Origin of the sequence: Amycolatopsis sp. cg9 (assembly GCF_041346945.1) — a bacterium.
Taxonomy (GTDB): Bacteria; Actinomycetota; Actinomycetes; order Mycobacteriales; family Pseudonocardiaceae; genus Amycolatopsis.
The window spans coordinates 1-24,624 of record NZ_CP166850.1; the positions used below are offsets into that span (position 1 = coordinate 1).

The following is a 24,624-nucleotide window of genomic DNA, read 5'->3' on the forward strand; positions in this document are numbered from 1 at the left end:
CTCATCTTGAGGCGAGTTTCACGCTTAGATGCTTTCAGCGTTTATCTCTTCCATACATAGCTACCAGCGATGCTCCATTGGCGGAACAACTGGTACACCAGGTGCGTCCATCCCGGTCCTCTCGTACTAAGGACAGTCCCCCCTCAAATTTCCTACGCCCGCGGCGGATAGGGACCGAACTGTCTCACGACGTTCTAAACCCAGCTCGCGTACCGCTTTAATGGGCGAACAGCCCAACCCTTGGGACCGACTACAGCCCCAGGATGCGATGAGCCGACATCGAGGTGCCAAACCTCGCCGTCGATATGGACTCTTGGGGAGATAAGCCTGTTATCCCCAGGGTACCTTTTATCCGTTGAGCGATGGCCCTTCCATTCGGAACCACCGGATCACTAAGCCCGACTTTCGTCCCTGCTCGACCTGTCTGTCTCGCAGTCAAGCTCGCTTGTGCCTTTGCACTAACCTCCTGATTTCCAACCATTCTGAGCGAACCTTTGGGCGCCTCCGTTACGCTTTGGGAGGCGACCGCCCCAGTCAAACTACCCACCAGACACTGTCCACAACCGATCAGTGGTGCCGGGTTAGAACATCAAAATTAAAGGGTGGTATTTCACCAACGCCTCCACCAAACTAGCGTCCTGGCTTCAAAGCCTCCCACCTATCCTACACAATCAAGGCTCAAGCACTCAATATCAAGCTATAGTAAAGCTCACGGGGTCTTTCCGTCCTGCCGCGGGTAGCACTGCATCTTCACAGGCAATTCAATTTCACCGAGTCTCTGGTTGAGACAGTGCCCATCGTTACGCCATTCGTGCAGGTCGGAACTTACCCGACAAGGAATTTCGCTACCTTAGGACCGTTATAGTTACGGCCGCCGTTTACTGGGGCTTCAATTCAAGAGCTTCTCCTTACGGCTAACCTTCCTCAATTAACCTTCCAGCACCGGGCAGGCGTCAGCCCCTATACTTCATCTTACGATTTTGCAGAAACCTGTGTTTTTGATAAACAGTCGCAGCCAGCTGGTATCTTTTCAGCTCCTGCAGGCTGATCTTGATGTTTCACCAGCCCTTCTCCCGAAGTTACGGGGTCATTTTGCCGAGTTCCTTAACCCGAGTTCTCTCGCTCGCCTTGGTATTCTCTACCTGACCACCTGTGTCGGTTTGGGGTACGGGCAGTGATGTTACCTGATGCTTAGAGGCTTTTCTCGGCAGAAGATCTTCACTCGGGCATTTGACATCAACGACTCAGCTACCGTAATTTGCCTCCCCGGCCACAGCTTGTCAATCCGGACAATTCGCCTGGATAAGCATTTGCTCTCAACTGACTACTGCTTGGCCGGACACTTCCAATCGTCCCCGGCTAACATAGCCTTCTGCGTCAAACTCCATCGTCAAGCACAATCAACTGGTACAGGAATATCAACCTGTTGTCCATCGACTCGCGCCTTTCGGCCTCGCCTTAGGTCCCGACTTACCCTGGGAGGATTAGCCTTCCCCAGGAACCCTTGGTCATTCCGGCGAGCAGGCTTTCTCACCGCTTTATTCGCTACTCATACCGGCATTCTCACTTCTGAAGCGCTCCAGCACCCTCCACGGACTGACTTCATCGGCTTCCCTGGAGAACGCTACCCATCCTACCCAACAACACCCTCATGAAGCCGATGTCGCATGAATGACCAGCTTCATAGCTTCGGTAATATGCTTAGCCCCGTACATTTCGGCGCAGGCCACTCGACCAGTGAGCTATTACGCACTCTTTAAATGATGGCTGCTTCTAAGCCAACATCCTGGTTGTCTGTGCAATCCCACATCCTTTTCCCACTTAGCCATATTTAGGGACCTTAGCTGGTGATCTGGGCTGTTTCCCTTTCACGATGGATCTTATCACCCGCCGTGTGACTCCCGTGAAAACATAACCGGTATTCGGAGTTTTATCTGATTTCGGTAACCCATGACGGGCCCCTAGTCCAAACAGTGCTCTACCCCCTCCAAGATGATTCACGAGACGCTGCACCTAAAAGAGATTTCGGGGAGAACCAGCTATCTCCAAGTTTGATTGGCCTTTCACCCCTACCCACAGCTCATCCCCCATTTTTCAACTGAGTACGGGTTCGGTCCTCCAGTACGTTTACCGCACCTTCAACCTGGACATGGGTAGATCACCTGGTTTCGGGTCTATAACTGCGTACTCAACGCCCATTTCAGACTCGCTTTCGCTGCGGCTCCCCACACGGGTTAACCTTGCACGCAGCATAACTCGCCGGTTCATTCTGCAAAAGGCACGCCGTCACACCATAAAGGTGCTCCGACAGCTTGTAGGCACACGGTTTCAGGAACTTTTTCACTCCCCTCCCGGGGTTCTTTTCACCTTTCCCTCACGGTACTGGTTCACTATCGGTCTTCAGGAGTATTTAGCCTTACCGAGATGGTCCCGGCAGATTCGACAGCAAATTCCACGTGTCCCGCCGCTACTCAGGATCCCAACTGAGTCCTTGAAACTGGTTTTCGCGTACTGGGCTATCACCATCTGGCCCGCCATCCCAAGCGACTTCCACTAACCGCACAACTTTGAAGAAACTCAGTCGTTCAGTCCTACAAACCCACATACAAGCTGACAGACTCGTTGGTTTGGGCTCTTCCGCTTTCGCTCGCCGCTACTCAGGGAATCGGTTGTTTTCTCTTCCTGCGGGTACTTAGATGTTTCAGTTCCCCGCGTTCCCTCCACACACCCTATGTATTCAGGTGCTAACACAATCATCACTGATGCTGGGTTTCCCCATTCGGAAATCTCCGGATCAAGCTCGGTTTACAGCTCCCCGAGGCTTATCGTTAGTCCTACGTCCTTCATCGGCTCCTGAAGCCAGGCATCCACCATGTGCCCTTAACAACTTGACCACAAAGATGCTCGCATCCACTCTACAGTTCTCAAACACCACACCAGAAACAAACGTTAGGGGGGTTAGCCCCTCGGCGTGTTGCCTCAGGACCCAACAGTGTGCACAGCGAACAACCCACCACCCAGCTCCACGCGGTGTTCCACGCGAAGCAAGCTCCGCAGTACTAGCCGGCGGTATCACTACCGCGGTTAGCCTTAACCAGTAGTTCCACAATTCCTTGAGCAACCAGAACAACACCACATTCGGGTGTTAAACGCAGTTTCCAGCAAGCTGAGCTCACTGGATGTTGTTCCTTAGAAAGGAGGTGATCCAGCCGCAGGTTCCCTACGGCTACCTTGTTACGACTTCGTCCCAATCATCAGTCCCACCTTCGACGGCTCCCTCCCCGAAGGGTTGGGCCATGGACTTTGGGTGTTACCGACTTTCATGGTGTGACGGGCGGTGTGTACAAGGCCCGGGAACGTATTCACCGCAGCATGCTGATCTGCGATTACTAGCGATTCCGACTTCGTGCAGTCGAGTTGCAGACTGCGATCCGAACTGAGACCGGCTTTAAGAGATTCGCTTCCACCTCGCGGTATCGCAGCTCCTTGTACCAGCCATTGTAGCACGTGTGAAGCCCTGGTCATAAGGGGCATGATGACTTGACGTCATCCCCACCTTCCTCCGAGTTTGTCACCGGCAGTCTCCCACGAGTCCCCGCCATGACGCGCTGGCAACGTAGGATAAGGGTTGCGCTCGTTGCGGGACTTAACCCAACATCTCACGACACGAGCTGACGACAGCCATGCACCACCTGTCACCAACCCGAAGGAAGCCCCATCTCTGGGGATGTCTGGCAAGATGTCAAGACCAGGTAAGGTTCTTCGCGTTGCATCGAATTAAACCACATGCTCCACCGCTTGTGCGGGCCCCCGTCAATTCCTTTGAGTTTTAACCTTGCGGCCGTACTCCCCAGGCGGGGCGCTTAATGCGTTAGCTACGGCACGGACAACGTGGAAACCCTCCACACCTAGCGCCCATCGTTTACGGCGTGGACTACCAGGGTATCTAATCCTGTTCGCTCCCCACGCTTTCGCTCCTCAGCGTCAGTATCGGCCCAGAGAGCCGCCTTCGCCACCGGTGTTCCTCCTGATATCTGCGCATTTCACCGCTACACCAGGAATTCCAGTCCCCTACCGAACTCAAGTCTGCCAGTTTCGATGCACGCTCCTTTGGTTAAGCGTGGGATTTCACATCCGACGCGACAAACCGCCTGCGAGCTCTTTACGCCCAATAAATCCGGATAACGCTTGCACCCTACGTATTACCGCGGCTGCTGGCACGTAGTTAGCCGGTGCTTCTTATCCAGGAACCGTCACTTGCGCTTCGTCCCTGGCGAAAGAGGTTTACAACCCGAAGGCCTTCTTCCCTCACGCGGCGTCGCTGCATCAGGCTTGCGCCCATTGTGCAATATTCCCCACTGCTGCCTCCCGTAGGAGTCTGGGCCGTGTCTCAGTCCCAGTGTGGCCGGTCACCCTCTCAACTCGGCTACCCATCGTCGCCTTGGTAGGCCATTACCCCACCAACAAGCTGATAGGCCGCGGGTTCATCCTGCACCGCCAGAACTTTCAACAACACTAGATGCCTAGAGTTGTGATATCCGGTATTAGACCTCGTTTCCAAGGCTTATCCCAGAGTGCAGGGCAGATTACCCACGTGTTACTCACCCGTTCGCCACTCATCCCCACCCGAAAGTGGTTCAGCGTTCGACTTGCATGTGTTAAGCACGCCGCCAGCGTTCGTCCTGAGCCAGGATCAAACTCTCCAACAATGAATAGTTTAATCGAGGCAATTTCTTGCTTCTCAAAGGAAACCCCGACGAGGGGGTTTCATATATAAGCTCTACTGGCTTAGTTCACTAGCACACTGTTGAGTTCTCAAGCAACACACCCCGAGTCGCACCGCCGTCAAGCGGCCTTACTCGAAGCGAGTTATTTCTAGCAGTTTTTGTGGGCCACCCACTCAATCGCTTCTGCGAGAGCTTGGTTCGTGTCCCTGCCGCTCGGTTTCCCTGGCGACTTGGAGAACTTTACATGCCCCGAAAGGGCCCGAAACAGGGGGGTCCCTTAACAAGATCAGCGCAGGTCAGACCCCGTGACGAAGCCCGTCCGCGGCCCAGTCTGCCCCCAACCGCCCGCGAGCGCCAGCGAAAGAACATTGCTCCGAGTACATTGCACCGTATTGCACCGCGCCGGTGCTCCGCTTAGCGTCGGCCGCATGAACCTCGCGCACGACGACCTCGGCCCGCGGGACGGGCGTCCGGTCCTGCTGGTCCACGGCCACCCCTTCGACCGCTCCATGTGGCGACCGCAAGCCGAGTACCTCGCCGAGCGGGGCCACCGGGTCGTGACGCCCGACCTCCGCGGCTACGGCGGCTCCAAGACCGACGACACCAAGACCGGCCTCGACGTCTTCGCGGACGACCTCGTCGAGCTGGCCGACCACCTCGGGCTCGGCCGCTTCGTGCTCGGCGGCCTCTCCATGGGCGGCCAGATCGTCATGCAGCTGGTCAAGGACCACCCCCACCGGGTCGAGGCCCTCCTCTTGGCCGACACCTTCGCCGGCCTCGACACCCCCGAGGCCAAGCAGGCGCGCATCGACACCGCCGCGCGGATCCTCGAAGAGGGCATGGACGCCTACGCCGACGAGCTCCTCCCCAAGATGATCTCGAAGCAGACCCGCGCGACCAGGCCCGACGTCGAAGCGCACGTCCGGAAGATGATGCGCGGCGCTCCGAAGGAAGGAGCCGCGGCCGCGCTGCGGGGCCGCGCCGAGCGCCCCGACTACACGCCGACGCTCGCCCGCGTAGCCGTCCCCACCCTCGTCGTCGTCGGCGGCGAGGACGAGTTCACCCCCGTCGCCGACGCCGAGCTGATCCACCGGGAGATCGCGGGTTCGGCCCTGGCGGTGATCGAGGGCGCGGGCCACCTGCCTAACCTGGAGCGCGAGACCGAGTTCGACGACGCCCTCAGTGCGTTCCTGACCGGAAAAAGGTTCACCCCATGACCCAGCAGACCGTGTTCGTGACCGGCGCGAGCGCCGGCTTCGGCGACGCCATCGCGCGCCGGTTCGTCGCCGAGGGCGCCCGCGTGATCGCCGTCGCCCGCAGCGGGGACAAGCTCGAGAAGCTCGCCGGCGAGCTCGGCGAGGCCGTCCTGCCGGTGACCCTCGACGTCAGCGACCCCGAGGCCGTCAAGACCACCGTCGAGCAGCTCCCGGCGGACTGGAAGACCGTCGACGTCCTGGTCAACAACGCCGGCCTGGCGAAGGGCCTCGAGCCCGCCCACCAGGCCCACCTCGACGACTGGGACCGGATGATCGCGACCAACGTCCGCGGCCTCGCGCACGTCACCCGCGCGCTGCTGCCCGGGATGGTCGAGCGCGGCCGCGGCCACGTGATCAACATCGGCTCGATCGCCGGCACCTACCCCTACCCCGGCGGCAACGTCTACGGCGCGACCAAGGCGTTCGTCCACCAGTTCAGCCTCAACCTGCGCAGCGACCTGCACGGCACCGGCGTCCGGGTGACGAACGTCGAGCCCGGCATGGTCGGCGGCACGGACTTCTCGAAGGTCCGGTTCGACGGCGACGCGGCCAAGGCGGGCAAGGTCTACGAGGGCACCACGCCGCTGACCGCGGACGACGTCGCCGAGTCGGTGTTCTGGGCCGCCAACCAGCCGAAGCACGTGAACATCAACGTCATCGAGCTGATGCCGGTGGTGCAGAGCTTCTCCGCGCTGCAGATCTACCGGGAGTCCTGAGACTCGAACAGCGAGAAGAGCGCCTGCTGCTCCGGGTCCAGCTCGGTCAGCAGGCGCTTCGCCCGCGGCCGCCCGCCGGTGGACGGGTAGCGCAGCACCAGCTCGCCGATGCCGGCCAGCCGGTCGAGCAGCTCCCGCACGGACAGGTTCATCCCGGCGCGGTCGGCCTCGCGCCGCATCAGGTGCGTCACCGTCGCGGCGAGCACCGAGACGAGGCCGTGCGCGGCGATCCGCTGCCGCGTCCACTCCCAGCGCGGGGTCGGCCCGGTCACGGCGGGCCCGGTGAGCCAGCGGAACGTCGATTCGAGGTGGGTGCGCGCGCGGTAGGCCGTGACGACGTCGCCGATCGGCCAGTCGCGGTCGGTGACCAGCACCTGCTTGCCGAAGAACTCCTCGTCGAGGCGAGCCAAAGCGGAAGAATCGATCCGGCGTTCCAGGCGGATCTCCCCCGGCCGGTTCCCGCTCAGGACCGCGGTGAGCACGCGCTCGATGCGCCGGCCGCGGGTCACCCGGCCCAGCTCGGCGTGCACCTGCGCGCGGTCGCCGCGGTGGGTGCCCGCCGCCAGCGCCCCGGCCAGGCCGTCCAGCTCGCGGGTCGCGGTGGCCAGCTCGTCGGCGAAGGCGCGGGACTGCGCCGCGTGCAGCGTCGCGGAGTGCGTCAGGATCACCCGCCGCCGGACGCCGTCGACGACGGCGTGGGTGTCCAGCGCGGTGAGCCCGGCGAACCGCTCGGGGTCGACGCGCCTGCGGGCGGCCGCGGGCTGGGTCAGCAGCTCGGGGTGGTCGGTCAGCGGGAGCGAGCCGACGAACCCGCTGCGTGAGCCGAGGTCCAGCTGGGCGGCCTGCCCCGAGTGGAAGACGAGCGTCGCCGGCCCCAGCCCCGCCATCAGCGAAGCGAAGGTGGGCGCCGTGCCGTCGTCGCGCCGGTACAGCCGTGAGAACAGCGGGATGGCGCCGTCGCGGGTCACGCGCAGGCCGACGCCGGCGAGCACCTCCCGGCACGCCGAGGGCAGCGTGCAGTCCGCCGGCGCGAACACCGCGAACTGCGGGACGTCGACCGCCAGCGCCGCGTGGTCGTCGAGGGTGGCGAGGACGGCGGCGGCGACCGCCTCCTCGATCCCGGCGACGCGGTCCGGCGTCAGCCGTTCCAGCGCCCGCCACACCCCGTCCACTGTGGACATCCGGGGGCGCACCAGGTCGGCGGCCGCGCTCGCGGCCCACCACTCGCCGATCGGCGTCTCCGGCGCGGTCGCGCGGTGCAGCACCGCGACGGCCAGGGTCAGTCCCAGCGACGGCTTCGAGCGCACGACGTCGTCGACGCGGCGGACGAAGTCCAGCCGGGACAGCGTCGCCCACACCGCGGCGACGTCGCCGTACGTCCGGTGCGAAGCCGAGGCCGGTTCGCCGCCCGGGACGGCGCGGGCGATCTCGTCGGCCGTGCCGAGATAACGCTGGGTCACCACCCGGGGCTTCCCGTCGACCCGGGCGGACTCCGCCAGGTAGTAGTACGTCCGGCCGCCGATCTTCTTGCCGACCACAGATGCCACCCTTTAGGTAATACACCCCGGGCCGGTGATCGACAACCCGCCGAGCGCGCTGACCTGCGACGACGATCACGTCCGCATGCCACCGCAGCCAGGTGCGGAACGCACACTGGCTGGTCGCGCGAGGACGGTCCTAGCGTGGGTGGAATGGGACCCGAACCCGACGCCACCACCCCGACCGCCTCCGCGATGCGCCGCGCGCTCGCCCGGGCGCGTGACGGGAAGACACTGGACGTCACCGAAGCGGCCGTCCTGCTGCACGCCCGCGGCGACGACCTCACCACGCTTTCCGAGTACGCCTCCCGCATCCGCGACGCCGGACTGGCCGAGGCCGGGCGCGCCGGCATCATCACCTACAGCCGCAAGGTGTTCATCCCGCTGACCCGCCTGTGCCGCGACCGCTGCGGCTACTGCACCTTCGTCACCGTGCCGGGCCGGCTCGAATCGCCGTTCCTCTCCCCCGACGAGGTCCTCGACATCGCCCGCAAGGGCGCGGAGATGGGCTGCAAGGAAGCCCTCTTCACGCTCGGCGACCGGCCGGAGGACCGCTGGACGGCCGCGCGCGAGTGGCTGGACGCGCACGGCTACGACGACACACTCTCCTACGTCCGCGCGATGGCCATCCGCGTCCTCGAGGAGACCGGCCTGCTGCCGCACCTCAACCCGGGCGTGCTGACCTGGCAGGACTTCCAGCGGCTCAAGCCGGTCGCGCCGTCGATGGGCATGATGCTGGAGACCACGGCGACGCGGCTGTGGAGCGAGAAGGGCGGGCCGCACTACGGCTCGCCCGACAAGGACCCGGCGGTCCGGCTGCGGGTGCTCGAAGACGCCGGGCGCAGCTCGGTCCCGTTCACCACCGGTGTCCTCATCGGCATCGGCGAGACGCACGACGAGCGCGCGGACGCGCTGTTCGAGATCCGCAAGGTCGCCAAGACCTACGGCGGCATCCAGGAAGTCATCGTGCAGAACTTCCGGGCCAAACCGGACACGAAGATGCGCGCGACCCCGGACGCCGACCTCGAAGAGCTCGCCGCGAACATCGCCGTCGCGCGGCTGGTGCTCGGCCCGAAGATGCGCATCCAGGCGCCGCCGAACCTGATCGGCAGCCAGTACGACCTGATGATCCGCGCCGGCATCGACGACTGGGGCGGCGTCTCGCCGCTGACCCCGGACCACGTCAACCCGGAACGCGCGTGGCCGCAGATCGACGAGCTCGCCCGCCGCACCGAGAAGGCCGGCTTCGAGCTCAAGGAACGGCTGACGATCTACCCGGAGTACGTCAAGACCGGCGAGCCGTGGCTGGACCCGCGGATCACCCGGCACGTCGCCGCGCTCGTCGACCCGGCCACCGGGATGGCCCGTGAGGGCGCGATGCCGGTCGGCATCCCGTGGCAGGAGCCGGACGGCGGCTGGCAGGAGTCCGGCCGGACCGACCTGCACACCGAGATCGACACCAGCGGCCGCACCGAGGACCGCCGCAGCGACTTCGACTCCGTCTACGGGGACTGGAAGGAGATCGGCGACCGCATCAAGACCGGGCCGCAGAAGTTCGACTCTACCGTCCTGGAAGCGTTGCGCAGCGCGGAAAAGGACCCGGCCGGGCTGTCCGACGACGCCGCGCTGGCGCTGCTGCACGCCGACGGCAAGGAGCTGGACGCGTTCACGCGGCTCGCCGACGACCTGCGCCGCGAGACCGTCGGCGACGACATCACGTTCGTCGTCACGCGGAACATCAACTTCACGAACGTCTGCTACACGGGTTGCCGCTTCTGCGCCTTCGCACAGCGTCGCACCGACGCCGACGCGTACACGCTGTCGCTGGAGCAGGTCGGCGACCGCGTCGACGAGGCGTGGGCCGCGGGCGCGACCGAGATCTGCATGCAGGGCGGCATCCACCCGGACCTGCCGGGCACCGCGTACTTCGACCTCGCGGCCGAGGTCAAGCGCCGTCAGCCGGAGATCCACCTGCACTCCTACAGCCCGATGGAGGTCGTGAACGGCGCGTCGCGGACCAACCTGTCGCTGAAGGACTGGCTGATCAAGGCCAAGGAGTCCGGCGTGGACTCGCTGCCGGGCACGGCCGCGGAGATCCTCGACGACGACGTCCGCTGGGTGCTCACCAAGGGCAAGCTGCCGACGTCGGAGTGGATCAAGGTCGTCACGACGGCGCACGAAGTCGGGCTGCCGACGACGTCGACGATGATGTACGGCCACGTCGACACGCCCGCGCACTGGGTCGCCCACCTCAAGCTCCTCGCGCGGCTGCAGCGGGAGGGCCTGGAGAAGCACGGCAAGCGCGGGTTCAGCGAGTTCGTGCTGCTGCCGTTCATCCACCAGAGCGCGCCGATCTACCTGGCGGGGCTGGCGCGGCCGGGCACGACCCTGCGCGAGAACCGCGCGGTGCACGCGCTGTCCCGGCTGCTGCTGCACGGCATGATCGACAACATCCAGAGCTCCTGGGTGAAGCTCGGCGAAGAGGGCAGCCGCGCGGTGCTGCAGGGCGGCGTCAACGACATCGGCGGCACGCTGATGGAGGAGACGATCAGCCGGATGGCGGGTGCGTCGAACGGGTCGTACAAGACGATCAGCGACATGCGCGCGATGGTCGAACCACTGGGCCGTCCCCTGGTGCAGCGCACGACGGGCTACGGGCGGCCGCCGGCCGAGCGGCTCGCCGCGGCGGAGGCTTCGGACGGCGTCGCGACGGCGGTGCGCAAGCCGCTCCTGCCGCTGCTGACCCCGTGAGGTGACGCGGTGAACGACTCGTTCACGGCGTCCGGCGCCATGAACGAGTCGTTCACCGCATCCGGTGCGGGGCCCGCTAGTCTTCCGGCCCATGGGGGTTTCTCGCATCGTGCCGCTTTTCGTTCTCGCGCTCTTGGCGGGCTGTGACAGTCCGGCACCGCCGGCGCCACCCGCGCCCACCGTGACGCCGAGCCCGAGCTACGCGCCGCCGCCACCGAGCGGGCTGTCCCTTTCGGTCGGACCCGTCGAAGCCGGTCTCGGCCACCGCGCCAGCGTGCTCACGCTGACCAACCGGGACACCCGGCCCCGGAAAGTCACCGGCTACCCGGACCTGAAGGTCCTGGCGGGTGACGGAACGCCGCTGGATGTCAAGGTCGAGCACGGAACTTCGTACTTCGCGCGCGACCTCGGCCCGCAGGACCTGACCGTCCGGCCGGGCGAGAAGGTCGTGGCAGTGCTCGCGTGGTCGGCCACCGTCACTTCCGGCGACACGCGCACCGGCGCGGCGATCTCGGTGGTCCCGGTCCCCGGCGAACCCGAGCAGAAGCAGCCCCTAGACACCGACCTGGGCACCACGGACACCGTCACGCTCAGCTCATGGGCGACCGGAATCGGGAACTGACGACCTTGTGTCACCGCTCACAAACGCCCGGGTGACCAGCCGGGATCTGTGCTAACTCTTTCCTTTCACGACCAGGGCAAGCACCGAAGCTTCACCTGCCGGAAGGACTTCGATGAGCACCTCCGTGGAAGCACTGGGCATGGTCGACACCGAGCGCTACCCGCTCACCGATCCGGGAAGCGCTGCCTGGCGGGAGATCGTCGACCGCACCCGCGCGGACCTGGCCGAAGCCGGCTGCAGCGTGCTGGCCGACTTCGTCCGGCCGGAACTGCGGGAAGTCCTCCGCACCGAGTGCGCCGAGCTCGAACCGCACGCCTACACGAAGATCGAAAAAGTCAACGCCTACAACACCGCGATCGACGAACCGCTGCCCGAAGACCACCCGGGCCGGACGATCATGGAACGCGGCAACGCCTTCGTCGCCCGTGACCGCATCCCCGCGTCGTCGATCATCGACCGGCTCTACGCCAGCCCGCTGTTCCAGCGGTTCGTCGCCGACTGCTTCGGCCTGCCGGAACTGCACGAGCTGGCCGACCCGCTCGCCGGGCTGACGCTCAACGTGATCGCGCCCGGCCGCGCGCACCCGTGGCACTTCGACACGAACGCCTACACCGTCAGCATGCTGACGCAGGCCGCGGAAGCGGGCGGCACCTTCGAATACTGCCCGGGCATCCGGTCCACGACGGACGAGAACTTCCCCGCGGTCCGCGCGGTGCTCCGGGACGACGGCACCCATCCGGTCCAGCGCCTCGACCTCCGTCCGGGCGATCTTCAGCTCTTCCAAGGGCGCTTCGCCTTGCACCGGGTCAGTAAAGTGACGGGCGCGATCGCGCGTCATTCCGCGATCTTCGCCTACAGCGAGCGCCCGGGGGTGATCGGCAGCGCGGAGCGGACCAGGCAGTTGTTCGGCCGGGTCCTGCCGGCCCACCTCGCCGGGCGCACCGTCCGCGGCGACGAACTGCTCGACTAGTCCGTCCACACCTCCACCGCCGCCCTCACCGGACAGCGGAGCTGCGACTAGACCAGGAGCTTGGCCTGTGCCTTTCGACTCGACCGGAAAGATCTCGTTCGACCACATCTACACCGCGCCCGACCCGCGGCCGTTCTTCGGGACGCTGCGGCGCGTGGACTACCACATCCCGCAGCTCGCGAAGCCGTACTTCGCGAAGCTGATCGCCGAACACCCCGCGGAGCGGCCGACCGTGCTGGACGTCGGCTGTTCCTACGGCGTCAACGCGGCGCTCCGGCGCTGCGACGCCACGATGGACGACCTGTACGCCCACTACACCGACCCGGCCGTGACCGCACTGGACCACGCGTCGCTGCTCGAGGCGGACCGGGCCCGGATCGTCGACGACGGCGGCCCGCGCTTCTACGGCCTCGACGCGTCGGCGCCCGCACTCGAGTACGCGCTTTCCGCCGGGTTCCTCGACGAGGCGATCCACGCCGACCTCGAGCACGACGACCCGGACAGCACCCAGCGGAAGCTCCTCGACGACGTCGACCTGGTCGTCTCCACCGGCTGCGTCGGCTACGTCACCGAGAAGACGATCGCCCGGATCGCGCGCGGCGCGCGGCCGTGGATGGCGCACTTCGTGCTGCGGATGTTCTCCTACGACCCGGTCGCCGACAGCCTGGCCGAGCTGGGCTACGAGACCGCCGAGGTCGGCGGGGTGTTCCGGCAGCGGCGGTTCGCTTCCGCCGAGGAGCAGGCGCAGATCCTCGGCACCCTCGACACCGCCGGCGTCGACCCCACCGGGCTGGAGTCCGAAGGGTGGCTCTACGCCCGGTTGTTCGTTTCCCGTCCCGAAGGCGCGGACGCCTTGGCGACCGCGCTCGAAACCCACGAAGAAGGATGATCGTGAGCAGTCCGGAATGGTCCACCCGCACCTTCGGCAACGAGGATCGGCTCCCCCGCGTCCCCGTTCCCACGCTGGAGGACAGCGGCCGCCGCTTCCTCGAGTGGTGCGCCCCGCTGCTGACCCCGGACGAGCTGGCGGAGACCGAAGCGGCCGTCGCGGAGTTCCTGGCGCCGGGCAGCCCCGCGCACGAGCTGCAGGCCGCGCTCGAGGAGTACGACCGCTCGCCCGGCGTGCGCAGCTGGCTCGACACGTTCTGGCCGTACCGCTACCTCGGCCGCCGCGACCGGATCGCGCTCAACGCCAACTTCTTCTTCCTGTTCCAGGATTCCCCGCTGGGTCAGGTGGAACGCGCGGCCGAGCTGACCGCGTCCGCCGTGGACTACAAGCTGAAGCTCGACGAGGAACTGGTGCCGCCGGTGCTGCTGCGCGGGACGCCGCAGTCGATGGTGCAGCACAAGTACCTGTTCTCGGCGACGCGCATCCCGGGGCAGGTGCTGGACACCGCGCGCACGCCGTACCGCGAAGGCTGGGAAGGGCCGTCGCGGGAGCGGCACATCGTCGTGTTCCACCACGACACCCCGTTCCGGCTGGACGTCATCGCCGGCGACGGCCGCCCGTACTCGCCGTCGCAGCTGGCGGAAGCGTTGCGGGCGATCCTCAAGGACGACCACGTGGCCGAAGTTCCCCCGGGGCACTTCACGACCAAGGCGCGCGCGGAGTGGGCGGTTTCGCGGACCGCGCTGATCGACGCGGGCAACGCGGCTTCGCTGGAGACGATCGAGACCGCGTTGTTCTGCCTGTGCCTGGACGACTTCGCCCCCTCGGACACGCTCGAGGCGAGCGACCGGCTGCTGTACGGCGACAACCGCTGGTACGACAAGGCCGTTTCGCTGATCGTGTTCGAGGACGGCACCGCGGGGATCAACGTCGAGCACTGCGAACTCGACGGCACCACGATCCTCGGCTTCACCGACGCGCTGCTGAGCGGCTCGCGCGCGGACCGGGAGCCGGCTTCGGGCGTCCCCGGCTACGAGCCGGTCGACTTCGCGCTGACCGACTCCCTCCGCGAAGACGCGCTGGCGGCCGGGATCGCCTTCCGGGCGTACGCGGACGCGACCGCGACGCAGACGGTGTCGTTCGACTTCGGCGCCAACCGGGCCAAGGAGCTCGGGATGTCGCCGGACGCGTTCGCGCAGATGTCGTACCAGCTGGCGCACCGCCGCGCGAAGGGCCTGACGGGTGCGACGTACGAGTCGATCGCCACCCGGCAGTTCCAGAACGGCCGCACCGAAGCCATGCGGGTCGTGACCCCCGAGGTGGTGCACTTCGCCGACGTCCTGACCGACCCGGCGGCGTCCGACGAGGAGAAGCGCACCGCGTTCCGCGCGGCGGCGGCGAAGCACGTGGCCCGCGCGAAGGAGTGCCAGGCCGGCGACGCGCCCGAGCAGCACCTGTGGGAGCTGCAGCTGATCGCGAAACGCCGTGGGGACACCTCGGACCTGGCGCTGTATTCGTCGCCGGGCTGGCTGAAGACGCGCGACGACTACCTGAGCACCAGCTCGGCCCCGTCGGTCAACATCCAGTACTTCGGGTTCGGCTCGACGAGCCCGCAGTGCATCGGCATCGCGTACGTGCTGCTGCCGGACCGCTGGAACATCTACCTGAGCACCCCGAAGCACGTCTCGGCGGAGATGCACCGCTTCGCCGACGAACTGGCGATCGCGGTGCGGGAGCTGCAAGCGCTACTGACCGAGTAGGCGGCGCAGCCAGGCCGCCGGTCCCGCTCGCCCCGAGCACCCCAATGTGGCGTTGGGTGCGTCCAACGCACCGAACGCCACATTGGGTGCGTCTGACGCACCGAACGCCACATTGGGGCGCATGAGCCGGGGCGAGCGCATGAGCCGGGGCGAGCGCATGAGCCGGGGCGAGCGGGGGCGCGGGGCGGGAGCTGCGGGCGCTACTGGCCGAGTAGGCGGCGCAGCCACGTCAGCCGGGCGGCGCGGGCCGCTCGGCTGATCGCCGCTTTCGGGGCCAGGGAGTCGAAGCCGTGGAAGCCGCCCGGCCACACGTGCAGTTCGGCCTCGCCGCCCGCCTGCCAGAGGCGGGACGCGTAGGTCACCACCTCGTCGCGGAACGTCTCCGCCGTGCCGACGTCCAGGAACGCCGGTGGCAGGCCGGAAAGGTCCTCGGCGCGGGCCGCGGCCGCGTACGGCGGGACGTCGGCGGTGCCGCGGCGGTCGCCGAGGTAGGCCGTCCAGCCGACGTTGTTCGCCGTGCGGTCCCACAGGCCGCGGCCGTCGAGCTCGATCGCCGACGGGGTGTCGTTGCGGTCGTCCAGCATCGGGCAGAGCAGCAGCTGGCCGGTCAGCGCCGGGCCGCCGCGGTCGCGGGCCAGCAGCGCCGTGGCCGCCGCCAAGCCGCCGCCCGCGCTGATCCCGCCGATCAGCAGCGGGCCCGGGACGTGCTCGGCGGTCCAGCGGAGACCGGCGTAGCAGTCCTCGACCGGCGCCGGGTACGGGTGCTCCGGCGCCAGCCGGTACCCCGGCGAGACGACGGTCAGGTTCGCCTCGGCCGCCCAGCCCAGCAGGTTCGGCACGTCCGCGCCGAGGTGGCTGCCGACGATCGTGCCGCCGCCGTGGACGTAGTAGAGGACGCCCGCGCTCGAAGGCGGCGCCAGCACCAGCAGCGGGACGTCGCCCGCGTGCTCCTCCGAAACCCGGTACGCCGGGTACGCGGCCGCCAGCTCTTCCACGGTCTTGTGCTCCACGGCGTTCAGCTCGCGGCGGCCGGGGATGTCGGCCGCGGAAGCCAGCGGCGGGCGCAGGGCCCGGAGCGCTTCGACGATCGGCGCGAGTTCCGGGTCGAACGGCGGCGGCGTCACGCCGTCGGGTCCGAGACGACGAGCACCAGCGAGCCGTCGAACGTCGGCTGCTCGCGAAGCTTGCCGTAGCGGCGGTCCCACGTGCCGTCGTCGAGGTCGTGCTGCAGCTCCGCGGCGAAGCGGTGGTGGACGCGGTCGTCGACGAAGCTCCACGCCGAGCACGACAGCCGCGCGCCCGGGTCCAGCAGCCGTTCGGGCCTCGCGTAGTAGGCCTCGTTGAAGCCGTCGGTGCAGTCGCCCGGGATGGGCACGCCGACGATCGACGTGTGCCCGCCCAGCCCGTCGGCGATGTCGTCGATCGACGGGTAGCGCCGGGCTTCGGTCTCGATCACCTCGGGCGCGTAGTCGAGCAGCCAGAACCGCCGCAGCAGGGCCGGGTCGCAGGTCAGGATGGCGACCGGGCCGCGGGTCACGCGGCGCACCTCCTTCAGCCCCGCCCAGAGGTCGTTCCACTGGTGCACGCTGAACGTGCTCATCGCGCCCTCGAACGCGCGGTCCGGGAACGGCAGCTTCTCGGCGACGGCGTCCACCGCGGGCGGCAGGCCCGCCGGCCGCTGCGCGCGCATCGACGCCGACGGCTCGACCGCGGTCACTTCCCGGTCCTCCGGCTCGTACGCCCCGGCGCCCGCGCCGACGTTGAGCACCGTCCGCGCGTCGCCCAGCGCGTCGAGGAGGTACTGGCCGATGCGCGGATCCGGCTTGCGGTAATCGGTGTACACGCCACCGATCGCGCCGTAATCCGCGTCCCCGGCGCTGCCGTCAGCACGTCGCTGGCTCATGCCCAGAAACTATCAGCGCGGCCGGTCGTCGGGGTCGTTGCTCCGCGGGGCGTAAGCGGACGCCGGGCATCCGGCGCAGTCGTCAATTCCTGTCGCAAACTTGCGTAAGTTAGTTCAACTATTGCGATTTCTTGTCCAGGATTCGTATGATCCCGGTCACAGAGGTCCCCACCTGCTGCGGAAAGGCCAGTGCCGCCCATGTCCCTCAGCTCTGTCTTCAGCGCGCCCAAAAAGGCTCGGTACGGCGCATCAGCCGCCGCCGTGATCGCCGCCGCCGGGCTCACGATCGCCGCCGCCCCCGCGGAAAGCACGGCGCTCGCGGCCGGTCGCGGTGCCACCGTTCCCTTCCTGGAACAGGAAGCCGAAACCGCCGCGACGAACGGTTCGGTCATCGGCCCGAACCGCGCCGCCGGCACGCTCGCCGGCGAAGCGTCCGGCCGGAAGGCGGTGACGCTCTCCGGCCAGGGCCAGTACGTCGAATTCACGCTCACCGCACCGGCCAACTCGATCGATTTCCGGTACAGCGTCCCGGATTCCGCGAACGGGACGATCTCGCTCTACGTCGGCGGCACCCACAACCGGGACATCGCGCTGACGTCGAAGTGGGCCTGGTACTACGGCTCCTACCCGTTCACCAACAACCCGGGTGACGGGCACGCGCACCACTTCTACGACGAGACCCGCGCGCTGCTCGGCACGTCGTACCCGGCCGGCACCAAGATCAAGCTGCAGGTCGACGCGGGCGACGTCACGCCGGCGACGATCGACCTGGCCGACTTCGAGCAGGTCGGCGCCGCCGCCACGCGGCCGGCGAACTCGGTGTCGGTCACCGACTACGGCGCCACCGCGGGCGACACGAGCGACGACGCCGCCGCGTTCGACTCCGCCGTGGCGGCCGCGAAGAGCCAGGGCAAGGAAGTCTGGATCCCGGCCGGCACCTTCACCCTCGGCCACCACATCACCGTCGACCAGGTGACGATCCGCGGCGCCGGACCGTGGTACTCGGTGCTCACCGGCCCGCGCGCCGGGATCTTCGGCAAGGGCGAACCGGCCAGCTGCGGCACGTCGACCTACCCCGGCAACCCGGCCGTGCCCGGCACGAGCAGCGCCGTGAAGCTCTACGACTTCGCGATCATCGGCCAGGTCGACGCCCGCGTCGACTGCGACCAGTCCAACGCCATCGGCGGCGCGCTGGGCGGCGGCTCGGTCGTGCAGAACCTGTGGCTGCAGCACACGAAGGTCGGGCTGTGGCTCGACGGGCCGTTCGACGGGCTCACCGTGTCCGGCAACCGCATCCTCGACCAGACCGCCGACGGGCTGAACCTGCACCAGGGCATCAGCAACGTCACCGTGACGAACAACTTCCTGCGCAACACCGGCGACGACGGCCTCGCGATGTGGTCCGAGCACGACGCCGACCACCACAACACGTTCTCCTCCAACACCGTGCTGCTGCCGATCCTCGCCAACAACATCGCGATCTACGGCGGGCACGACAACACCGTGTCCGACAACGTCGTGGCGGACAACCAGGACCAGGGCGGCGGCCTCCACATCGCCAACCGGTTCAGCGCGGTGCCGCTGTCGGGCACGACGACGGTCGCGCGCAACACCGCGATCCGCACCGGCGTGCTCGACTCGAACTGGCAGTTCGGCGTCGGCGCGCTGTGGTTCGACGGCCGCGACTCGGCCATCACCGGCCGCGTCGACGTCACCGACCTCGACCTGCAGGACAACAACTACGAAGCCATCCAGTTCATCGACGGCGCGACCACGGACGTGCACTTCACGAACGTCCGGATCAGCGGCGCCGGCACGTTCGCCTGGCAGATCCAGGCCAAGCCGACGGGGTCGGTGAAGAACGTCGTCGCGACCGGCGTCGGGCGGGCCGGGGTCTACAACTGCATGGGCCCGGACGCGATGGCGGGCCTGGCCGACCAGGGCGGCAACTCCGGCTGGGCGACGACGTTCTGCGGTTCGTGGCCGACGCCGGTGTACGGCTCGGACAACGGCGGCCCGACCACCCCGCCGCCGACCACCACGACCCCGCCGGCCACCACCACGACGCCCACCCAGCCGGGCGGGAACCTGGCGCTGCACAAGAGCGTCACCGCTTCCGGCTCGCAGGGCGGCTTCCCGCCGGCCAACGCCGTCGACGGCGACGCGAACTCGTACTGGGAGAGCGCGAACAACGCGTTCCCGCAGACGCTGACCGTCGACTTCGGCGCCACCGTCAGCGTTTCGCGGCTGGTGCTGAAGCTGCCGCCGTCGTCGGCGTGGGGCACGCGCACGCAGACGATCGCCGTCGACGGTGTCAAGGCCGCGGCGGGTTACACGTTCAATCCCGCGTCGGGGAACACCGCGACCATCACCTTCCCCGCGACCTCGGCGCGCACGCTGCGGCTCACCTTCACCGGCAACACCGGCTGGCCCGCCGGGCAGCTGTCCGAACTCGAAGCCTACGCATCCTGAGAGGTGATGACGATGTCCCGCATCCCGGCTCTGCTCGCCGCCGCACTCGCCGCGTCCGGCCTGGTCGTGCTCTCCGGCGCCACCCCGGCCGCGGCCGCCACCTGCCCGGCGACCGCTTCCGGCGGCGCGAGCGTGCCCTTCCGGACCGTCGAGGCCGAGTGCTCGGCGACGAACGGTTCGGCGATCGGCCCCGACTTCACCCAAGGCAGCGTCGCTTCGGAGGCATCCGGGCGGCAGGCCGTGCGGATCACCACCGGCCAGTACGTCGAGTTCACGCTGCCCGCGGCGGCGAACGCGATCAACGTCCACTACAACCTGCCCGACGGCGCCTCCGGCCGGCTCTCGGTGTCCGTCAACGGGTCCACGCTCGCGCTGCCGGTGACCTCGCGCTACACCTACGTGGACACCGGCTTCATCACGGGCTCGAAGACGCACCACTTCTTCGACGACGCGCGGCTGCTGCTCGGGCAGAACCTGGCGGCGGGCGCGAAGGTCCGGGTGCAGGCGAACTCCGGTGACGTCGGGCAGGCGACCATCGACCTCGCCGACTTCGAGCAGGTCGGCGGCGCGGGCTCGAAGCCGGCCAACGCGCTTTCGGTGACCGACTACGGCGCCACGGCCGACGACTCCTCGGACGACACGCAGGCGTTCCGCAACGCGCTTTCGGCGGCGCGGTCGCAGGGTCGCGAGGTCTGGGTCCCGGCCGGGCGGTTCGAGATCGGGTCCGCCCTGCAGATCGACCAGACCACCGTCCGCGGCGCGGGTCAGTGGTACACCGTGTTGCACGGCAACAACATCTTCAACAACGGCAGCGCGTCCGGCAACATCAAACTGTACGACTTCGCGGTCTTCGGCGACGTGACCGAGCGCAACGACGGCAGCCCGGACAACGCGTTCCACGGCGTCCTCGGGGCCGGCTCGGTCGTCAGCGGCCTGTGGATCCAGGACACCAAGTGCGGGCTGTGGCTGATGAACGGCGCGTCCTCGAACCTCACCATCGAGAACAACCGCATCCTCGACACCCAGGCCGACGGCGTGAACTTCGACGGCGCCGTCACGAACTCGACGCTGCGCAACAACTACCTGCGCAACAACGGCGACGACGGCCTCGCGCTGTGGTCCAACGGCCAGGCCGACTCGGGCAACTCGCTGGTGAACAACACGGTCGTGCAGCCGAACCTGGCCAACGGCATCGCGCTGTACGGCGGCTCGAACAACACGGTGAGCGGCAACCTCGTCCAGGACACCAACGCGCTCGGCGGCGGGTACCTGGTGGCGAACCGGTTCAACTCGGTGCCGCTCGGCGGCACGGTGACGCTGTCGAACAACACCGCGCTGCGGGCCGGGGCGCTCGACCCGAACTGGCAGTTCGGCGTCGGCGCGCTGTGGTTCGACGCGCGTGACCAGGCGATCACCGGCGTGACCATCCGGGTCACCGGGTTCACCGCGATCCAGAGCCCGTACGAGGCGATCCAGTTCATCGACGGCAACGGGCAGGGCAAGCAGATCCAGGGCATCACGATCGACGGCGTCTCGGTGCAGGGCGTGGGCACGTTCGTGGCGCAGTCGCAGACGCAGGGGTCGGTGTCGATCAGCAACCTCAGCGCGTCCGGCGTCGGCGTGACCGGGACCTACAACTGCCCCTACCCTGCGTCGATCCCGAAGATGACGTTCGGCGGGTCCGGCAACAGCGGCTGGACCGGCACCTGGAGCGACTGCTCGACGTGGCCCGCGCCGAATTCGGGCCCGCCGCAGCCGCCGCAGTCCGGCACGAACATCGCGAAGGGCAAGGCGATCAGCGCGTCGGCGTCGCAGGGCGGCTTCCCGCCGTCGAACGCAAACGACGGCAACGCCGACACGTACTGGGAGAGCGCGAACAACGCGTTCCCGCAGACGCTGACGGTGGACCTCGGCGCGGCTTCGTCGATCAACAAGGTCACGCTGAAACTGCCGCCGTCGTCGGCGTGGGGCGCGCGGACCGAGACGGTGACGATCTCCGGCAGCACCGACGGCGGCTCGTACACGACGCTGGTGGGTTCGCGCGGCTACGCGTTCGACCCGGCTTCCGGCAACACGGCGTCGGCCTCGTTCACGGCGACGTCCCAGCGCTTCGTGCGGCTGACGTTCACCGGCAACACCGGCTGGCCGGCCGGGCAGGTGGCCGAGTTCGAGGTGGCGGCCGCCTAGTGTGACGAAACGGCACGGCGGCTCGACGGTTCCGCACGGAACCGCCGGGTCGCCGGCCGGCCTGCATTAGCCTCGCCCGGGAGATCATCACGGGGAGGACCGGTGCCGCGTTTGCTGCTCGTCGAAGACGACCGAGCCCTGGCCGAAGCACTTTCGCTGGCCTTGCGCGCGCTGGGCCACGACGTCGTCCACGCCCCCACCGGCGAACACGCGCTCACCGCGCTGGCCGACGCCGAGTTCGTCCTCCTCGACGTCATGCTGCCCGGCGTGGACGGGTTCGAGGTCTGCCGCCGCATCCGGGCCCGCAGCCGGCTGCCGATCGTGCTGCTGACCGCGCGCGGCGACCCGATCGACGTCGTCGCCGGGCTCGAATGCGGCGCCGACGACTACGTGGTGAAGCCGGCGGAACCGCGCGTGCTGGACGCGCGGATCAAGGCGATCGGCCGCCGGGCGTGCGCGGCCGCCGTGGGGGACGGCGTGCTGCGCGTCGGCGGGCTGGAGATCGATCCCGCCGCGATGAGCGTCACCCGGGACGGCGAGGAACTGGCGCTGACCGCCACCGAGATCCGGCTCCTCGTCGAGTTCGGTGAGCACCCCGACCAGGTCCTGAGCCGGCAGGTGCTGCTCAAGCGCGTCTGGGACTACGGCTACGTCGGCGACTCGCGGATCGTCGACGCGGCCGTCGCCCGGCTGCGGGCCAAGGTCGAGGACGACCCCGCCAACCCGGTGCTGCTGCGCACGGTCCGCGGGCTCGGCTACCGGCTGGTGACGAAGTGAGGCTCCCCGCCGTCAGCCTCCGGACCCGGATCGTCGCCGCGATCGTCGGGGTGACCACCACGGCGACGGCGGTCATGGCGTACTCGGCGTACCAGGTGCAGGCGGACGAGGCACTGGGCCGGTTCGCCGTCTCGGCCGTGGCCAACGCGGCCGCCGACCGGCAGCTGCTCCAGGAGTTCTCGAAGGTCGGCACCGACGGGTGGCTCGACCGCATCCGGATCGGCCTCGACCCCGACTGGGCGGTGGTGACCGAGCGGCCCGGCGGCCCGCTCGAAGTCGTGCGGACCGCCGACGGGCCCATCCCGGTGCCGGACAAGCTCGCGATGCTGGGGCCCGTGCGGGCGGGCCTGTTCGAACAGCGGGGGCCCGAGCGGTTCGGGACCGCCTACGCGCGGGTGCCGGGAACCGGCCGGAAGGTGTTCGTGGTCAACGCGAACCTGCCCGTCCCCGGCTACCACCTCGTGCAGTTCTTCGACTTCAGCCGGTTCGACGACGACCTGACCGGACTGCGCTGGCAGCTCGTCCGCACCGCGCTCGTGGTCAGCGTGCTCGGAGCCGGCGCCGCGCTGCTGATCGGACGGCGGATCCGGCGTCCGATCAAGGCGTTGTCCGCGGCGGCGGACGAACTCGGCGCGGGCGCGCTGGGAACGCGGGTGCCGGTCACGGGCCGGGACGAAGTCGCCGCGCTCGCCGAGTCGTTCAACGCGATGGCCGCGCGGCTCGGCGCGTCGATCGACGAGCTGCACGCGAAGGACCGGCAGCAGCGGCGGTTCGTCGCCGACGTCGCCCACGACCTGCGCACGCCGCTCGCTTCGATGATCGCCACGGTCGACACCCTCGACCACGCCGAGCCGGCCACCCGCACCCGCGCCGCCGAAATCCTCGGCACGCAGGCCCGGCGGCTCGCGAAGCTCGTCGAAGACCTGCTCGAGATCGCGCGGTTCGACGCCGGGAAGGCCGACCTGCGGGTGGCGCCGGTCGACCTCGCCGACCTGGTCGCCGATGCCGCCGAGGTCACCGGCGTCGAAGCCGTCGTGACAACCGCCGGTGACGTCACCGTCGTCGCCGATCCGCGGCGGGTGCACACCGTGGTCGCGAACCTGCTGGGCAACGCCGTCCGGCACGGTGCCGCGCCGGTCACGGTCACCCTCGACGGCACCGGTGAGGACGTCGTCGTGCGCGTCGCCGACGCCGGTCCGGGGGTGCCGGCGGACCTGCTGCCGGTGGTGTTCGACCGGTTCACCCGCGGCGACCACGCGCGTCAGGCGACCGGGGGCAGCGGGCTCGGGCTGGCGATCGCGCGGGAGAACGTGCTGGCGCACAGCGGCTCGCTCACCGCGCACAACGACGGTGGCGCCGTGTTCACCGTGCGGCTGCCCAGGGGGAGCTGACTCGCGGTCAGCTCGCGCGGGTGCCGGCCGTCGAAGTACGGCAGCGGCAGGTACGCGAGCAGCGCCGCGGTGACGAGCAACGGGAGCGGGCGGAGGGCCGGAGTCAGCCACAGCACCACGGCGAGGTTGGTGACCAGCAGGAACCCCCAGCGTGCCCAGTCCCAGCCGGCGAAGGCCAGCAACGCCGGTGCCGCCACGGCCGCGACGGCGAGCGCGTCGAGGCGGTGCAGCAGGGCGCCGGCCACGACCACGGCGAGGATCGGGGCCAGGTACCGCAGGACCTCGGTGATCGAATACAGCTGCCAGCTCTGGCTCTGGGCGCGTTCGAACAACGCGAGCGCGTCGGCTCGCGGGGTGAAGTCCGCGGTGGCGAGCGCCGTTTCGAGCCGGCCGACCGCGCCGGGGCTCGACGCGGGGACCAGGAGCACGGCGAGTTCCGCCGCGACCGGCGTCGCGAGCAGCTTCGCCGTGATCCGCACCGAGGACTGCCGAAGCAGGACGAGCGCGAAGACGGGGAGGACGGTGAGCGCCGCGATCTCGTGGGTGAACACCGCGGCCGTGAGCAGCGCGGACGCCACCGCGGGCCGGCGCGGCAGTTGCCACAGTGCGGCGAACAGCAGCAGGTACAGGGCCTGGTCGAAGTAGCCGGCCTCGTGGAAGAGGAA

Annotated in this window: 14 protein-coding genes and 2 rRNA genes; 11 read left to right on the forward strand and 5 right to left on the reverse strand. The window is 68.0% G+C overall.

Features of this window, described 5'->3' with window-relative positions; translation table 11 throughout:
* Together AB5J73_RS00005 and AB5J73_RS00010 are read right to left on the reverse strand one after the other, a co-directional pair.
* A 23S ribosomal RNA gene (locus AB5J73_RS00005) occupies window positions 1–2,894 on the reverse strand.
* 299 nt (window positions 2,895–3,193) lie between these two features.
* Window positions 3,194–4,709: ribosomal RNA gene (locus tag AB5J73_RS00010) — 16S ribosomal RNA — on the reverse strand.
* The 16S and 23S rRNA genes sit together here, the layout of an rRNA operon.
* 446 nt (window positions 4,710–5,155) lie before the next feature.
* On the opposite strand from AB5J73_RS00010, the gene AB5J73_RS00015 reads away from it, so the two are divergent.
* Together AB5J73_RS00015 and AB5J73_RS00020 are read left to right on the forward strand one after the other, a co-directional pair.
* Window positions 5,156–5,944: an alpha/beta fold hydrolase gene (locus AB5J73_RS00015; protein WP_370966758.1), complete on the forward strand. Its 789-nt coding sequence runs from the start codon at window positions 5,156–5,158 to the stop codon at window positions 5,942–5,944.
* Window positions 5,941–6,699: an SDR family oxidoreductase gene (locus AB5J73_RS00020; RefSeq protein ID WP_370966760.1), complete on the forward strand. Its 759-nt coding sequence runs from the start codon at window positions 5,941–5,943 to the stop codon at window positions 6,697–6,699. Before AB5J73_RS00015 ends, AB5J73_RS00020 begins: the two co-directional genes overlap by 4 nt.
* Here the strand turns inward: AB5J73_RS00020 and AB5J73_RS00025 are convergent.
* Window positions 6,684–8,237: a transposase gene (locus AB5J73_RS00025; RefSeq protein WP_370972829.1), complete on the reverse strand. Its 1,554-nt coding sequence runs from the start codon at window positions 8,235–8,237 to the stop codon at window positions 6,684–6,686. The genes AB5J73_RS00020 and AB5J73_RS00025 overlap by 16 nt on opposite strands.
* Before the next feature lie 153 nt (window positions 8,238–8,390).
* Between AB5J73_RS00025 and AB5J73_RS00030 the strand changes: the two genes are divergently transcribed.
* From AB5J73_RS00030 to AB5J73_RS00050, 5 genes are all read left to right on the forward strand, one after another.
* The gene (locus tag AB5J73_RS00030) at window positions 8,391–10,988 is read left to right on the forward strand and encodes a bifunctional FO biosynthesis protein CofGH (protein ID WP_370966762.1); all 2,598 of its coding nucleotides are present in this window, start codon (window positions 8,391–8,393) and stop codon (window positions 10,986–10,988) included.
* Window positions 10,989–11,169: 181 nt separating this feature from the next.
* Window positions 11,170–11,610, forward strand: coding sequence for a DUF4232 domain-containing protein (locus AB5J73_RS00035; protein WP_370966764.1), 441 nt, complete (start codon window positions 11,170–11,172; stop codon window positions 11,608–11,610).
* Window positions 11,611–11,722: 112 nt separating this feature from the next.
* Entirely contained in the window at window positions 11,723–12,580 is an 858-nt protein-coding gene (locus AB5J73_RS00040) for an arpA protein (RefSeq protein ID WP_370966766.1), read from the forward strand.
* 67 nt (window positions 12,581–12,647) lie between these two features.
* Window positions 12,648–13,469, forward strand: a complete 822-nt coding sequence (locus tag AB5J73_RS00045; protein WP_370966768.1) for a class I SAM-dependent methyltransferase — start codon at window positions 12,648–12,650, stop codon at window positions 13,467–13,469.
* Window positions 13,466–15,229: a choline/carnitine O-acyltransferase gene (locus AB5J73_RS00050; protein ID WP_370966770.1), complete on the forward strand. Its 1,764-nt coding sequence runs from the start codon at window positions 13,466–13,468 to the stop codon at window positions 15,227–15,229. The genes AB5J73_RS00045 and AB5J73_RS00050 overlap by 4 nt, the downstream gene beginning before the upstream one ends.
* A 200-nt stretch (window positions 15,230–15,429) precedes the next feature.
* Here AB5J73_RS00050 and AB5J73_RS00055 read toward each other — a convergent pair whose 3' ends face one another.
* The gene (locus AB5J73_RS00055) at window positions 15,430–16,353 is read right to left on the reverse strand and encodes an alpha/beta hydrolase fold domain-containing protein (protein WP_370966772.1); all 924 of its coding nucleotides are present in this window, start codon (window positions 16,351–16,353) and stop codon (window positions 15,430–15,432) included.
* Window positions 16,350–17,132 (reverse strand): class I SAM-dependent methyltransferase, encoded by a 783-nt coding sequence (locus AB5J73_RS00060; RefSeq protein ID WP_370966774.1) that lies wholly within the window; start codon window positions 17,130–17,132, stop codon window positions 16,350–16,352. Before AB5J73_RS00060 ends, AB5J73_RS00055 begins: the two co-directional genes overlap by 4 nt.
* A gap of 198 nt (window positions 17,133–17,330) precedes the next feature.
* On the opposite strand from AB5J73_RS00060, the gene AB5J73_RS00065 reads away from it, so the two are divergent.
* From AB5J73_RS00065 to AB5J73_RS00080, 4 genes are all read left to right on the forward strand, one after another.
* Window positions 17,331–19,604: a discoidin domain-containing protein gene (locus AB5J73_RS00065; RefSeq protein WP_370966776.1), complete on the forward strand. Its 2,274-nt coding sequence runs from the start codon at window positions 17,331–17,333 to the stop codon at window positions 19,602–19,604.
* A 6-nt stretch (window positions 19,605–19,610) separates the two neighbouring features.
* The gene (locus AB5J73_RS00070; RefSeq protein WP_370966778.1) at window positions 19,611–21,791 is read left to right on the forward strand and encodes a discoidin domain-containing protein; all 2,181 of its coding nucleotides are present in this window, start codon (window positions 19,611–19,613) and stop codon (window positions 21,789–21,791) included.
* 102 nt (window positions 21,792–21,893) lie between these two features.
* Window positions 21,894–22,568, forward strand: coding sequence for a winged helix-turn-helix domain-containing protein (locus tag AB5J73_RS00075; protein WP_370966780.1), 675 nt, complete (start codon window positions 21,894–21,896; stop codon window positions 22,566–22,568).
* Entirely contained in the window at window positions 22,565–23,959 is a 1,395-nt protein-coding gene (locus AB5J73_RS00080) for an ATP-binding protein (protein WP_370966782.1), read from the forward strand. Before AB5J73_RS00075 ends, AB5J73_RS00080 begins: the two co-directional genes overlap by 4 nt.
* The last annotated feature ends 665 nt before the right edge of the window (window positions 23,960–24,624 follow it).